This is a genomic window from Pseudomonas sp. (assembly GCF_050739995.1).
GTDB lineage: Bacteria > Pseudomonadota > Gammaproteobacteria > Pseudomonadales > Pseudomonadaceae > Aquipseudomonas.
Window position 1 is genome coordinate 1 of record NZ_JBOICG010000403.1, and the last position, 2,609, is coordinate 2,609.

Annotated in this window: 3 protein-coding genes and 1 tRNA gene; all 4 read right to left on the reverse strand. The window is 54.2% G+C overall.

The window, feature by feature from the left end:
• Positions 1–85, reverse strand: a tRNA-Tyr gene (locus ACRESD_RS13405).
• A 143-nt stretch (positions 86–228) separates the two neighbouring features.
• A complete protein-coding gene (locus ACRESD_RS13410; protein ID WP_431751342.1) occupies positions 229–672 on the reverse strand; it encodes a hypothetical protein in 444 nt (147 codons plus the stop codon).
• A 7-nt stretch (positions 673–679) separates the two neighbouring features.
• Positions 680–1,429, reverse strand: coding sequence for a pantothenate kinase (locus tag ACRESD_RS13415; protein ID WP_431751343.1), 750 nt, complete (start codon positions 1,427–1,429; stop codon positions 680–682).
• Positions 1,419–2,378 (reverse strand): bifunctional biotin--[acetyl-CoA-carboxylase] ligase/biotin operon repressor BirA, encoded by a 960-nt coding sequence (gene birA / locus ACRESD_RS13420; RefSeq protein ID WP_431751344.1) that lies wholly within the window; start codon positions 2,376–2,378, stop codon positions 1,419–1,421. The genes ACRESD_RS13415 and birA overlap by 11 nt, the downstream gene beginning before the upstream one ends.
• Positions 2,379–2,609 lie beyond the last annotated feature (231 nt).

The window sequence follows — 2,609 nt, forward strand, 5'->3', positions numbered from 1 at the left end:
TGGTGGAGGGGGAAGGATTCGAACCTTCGAAGTCGTAGACGTCAGATTTACAGTCTGATCCCTTTGGCCGCTCGGGAACCCCTCCTAAGCGAGCCGGCATTTTACATTACGCCGACCTTCTGTCAAGCATTTTCTCATTTAAAAATATGAGGTTAGCTGCATTGACCTTCGCTCCACACCTTTGACCGTAAAGGTCTTCACTGCGAAGCGGGCGCCATTCTATGCAAACTAATCGAGAGTTGCAACGCCTTCGCACAACATTATTTTATGTTTTAACTCATTGAATTCCTTAGCAAGGTTTTCAAAGGACAGATCATCAGCGAGGCGCCTGCTTTCAGGGGCAACACGGAGCCAGTAGCCAGAGGCCTCCGGTGTATTCAGCAGCTGGACTTTGACCTTTATATCCAAGCTGATGAGGCGCTGCTCAAGCGTTGACGCTTGTCGCTGATCCGTAAAACCACCCAGATACAAACAGCTGCTCGTATCCGGCGCTTTGGCTCGATCACGCCTTTGCACCGCATCGGAGGACTCACTCAGAAGACGGATATCCTGCTGAGTTCCCTTGTAGAGACTCAGGGGGGTGACATCCTTTGCGCGCAACGGCGCCTCTTGCTGATGCCAAATGTAGTAAAACACGTTGAGGACCAGCAAAAGCAGAAACAACCAACGCATAAACACCTCAGGACAAAGGACATGCCATCGCCAGACCAACAAAGACCAGATCCGGAACAAGCCGGGCTTGCGGCACGGCGTCCGAAACCAGTTCGGCATCCCCGCCCGTGAGAAACACCGTGAACTCATCTCCCCAGTAACACCTGGCCAGCTCCAGCTGAGTCAACACGAACCCTCTGAGCATGAGCGTGCAGCCGCGCTCAACAGCCTCCACTGTGGTACGGCCTGGCGACAAGCGCTCCAAAGCCTGCTCGGCAGCAACATCGTCATACCGTATCTTGCGGGTATGGGTTCGCAGCTGGTTACGCATGAGCGGCATACCAGGACAAATGAAGCCCCCGAGATGCTCACCATCTGCCGCAATAAAATCTGCCGTTGCTGCTGTTCCAAAATCAAGCACTAGACAAGCACCGGATGCCAACTTGAACCCTCCGAGCATTGCCAGCCAGCGATCAAGCCCAAGGCGCTCGAATTCCTCATATCCATTGCGAACACCCGCCATCTCGCGCGCGGACGCAGCGCAAGACACGGCAACCCCAAAAGCCGCCTCCAGCGCAGCAACCAACTTGCTCGTTTCCTCCAATGCCCGAACGCTCACCAGACGGCAACGTGTCAGCAAGAGACCCGGCAGCGCCGTCAGGCTATCAATCAGTGCGACATCCGAACCGACGACACCTTCTGCGAAGGCGTCGACTACCCCCGAATCAAGTACGCGCCATTTGATGAAGCTATTCCCACAGTCGAGCTCAAGAATCATCACGCAACCTCAGGCTTAACTCACCACCGCTGTATGTTTTTTCGACGCCTTCCACGCTCAACCGTAAAGCCCCCTGACTATCGACACCCAAGACCACCCCATCAATATGATTAACACCTGCAATGAGGGAAACAGCTTTGCCCTGCCACAAATGATTCTGCTCCCACTCACCCTGGAGCGCCGCAAAACCCGAAGCCTTATGCCGATCCAGGTAGCTCTGCAGCTGCAGACCAAGATTGGCAACAAGAAGATTACGATCAAGAGGCGAGCCAACCTCTAGCTGCACCGAAGTCCACTCCCGATCAACGTCAGCAGCCTTCTGCATATTCACGTTAACTCCAACTCCCAGAACAACGTGGCAGATGTCAGCGGGATCCCCGACCAATTCAAGCAAAATCCCGGCAATCTTCTTCCGTCCGACCAAAACATCGTTTGGCCACTTCAAGGCTGCGCCTTGCACCCCAGACTCACGCAAAGCATGCATGACAGCCAAGCCAACGACGAGGCTCAGCCCCTCCAGCTGCCTCAGCCCACCATCAATGCGCAACACCAGGCTGTAATACAAGTTTTGCGCAAATGGACTGACCCACTTTCGCCCTCGCCGCCCCCGCCCTGCCGTTTGCTGCTCTGCGAGCACCAGGAACGGCGCAGCGCAGCCAGCACCTACAAGACGCAGCGCTTCGGCATTGGTGGAGTCAATAGAGTCTGAAATATGGACAGGCCAGGCCAAGGAAGCCGCATTTGACGCGATCTCCTCAGCACTCAAAAATATAAGTGGCGACGCGAGCTGATATCCCCGTCCTCGGACTTTATGGATAGGGAGGTTCAATTCAGTTTCCAAATGCTGGAGTTGCTTCCAGACAGCACTACGACTGACGCCCAGGGCGGCACCCAATGCCTCCCCAGAGTGGAATCGACCATCTTTCAAGAGTTTCAACAACGTCAGCATGCAAGTATCGCCTCACAATGAGGCACGCATAATAGCCATGCGCAGAGCCATTGCATAGAAAGCCCGGCCCCTCGAGTGAAAAGCTTGCGCAGCAAAAACTTCAAATATTTTCGAGCGCCCAAAACAAAACCCCATCTGCTTTCGCAAATGGGGTTTCGGAATTTAATCTTGACGATGACCTACTCTCACATGGGGAAACCCCACACTACCATCGGCGATGCATCGTTTCAC

Bases quoted from the DNA above. Each gene is read 5' to 3' on its own strand.
- birA (WP_431751344.1), bottom strand. From the start codon at position 2,378: ATGCTGACGTTGTTGAAACTCTTGAAAGATGGTCGATTCCACTCTGGG.
- ACRESD_RS13415 (WP_431751343.1), bottom strand. From the start codon at position 1,429: ATGATTCTTGAGCTCGACTGTGGGAATAGCTTCATCAAATGGCGCGTA.
- ACRESD_RS13410 (WP_431751342.1), bottom strand. From the start codon at position 672: ATGCGTTGGTTGTTTCTGCTTTTGCTGGTCCTCAACGTGTTTTACTAC.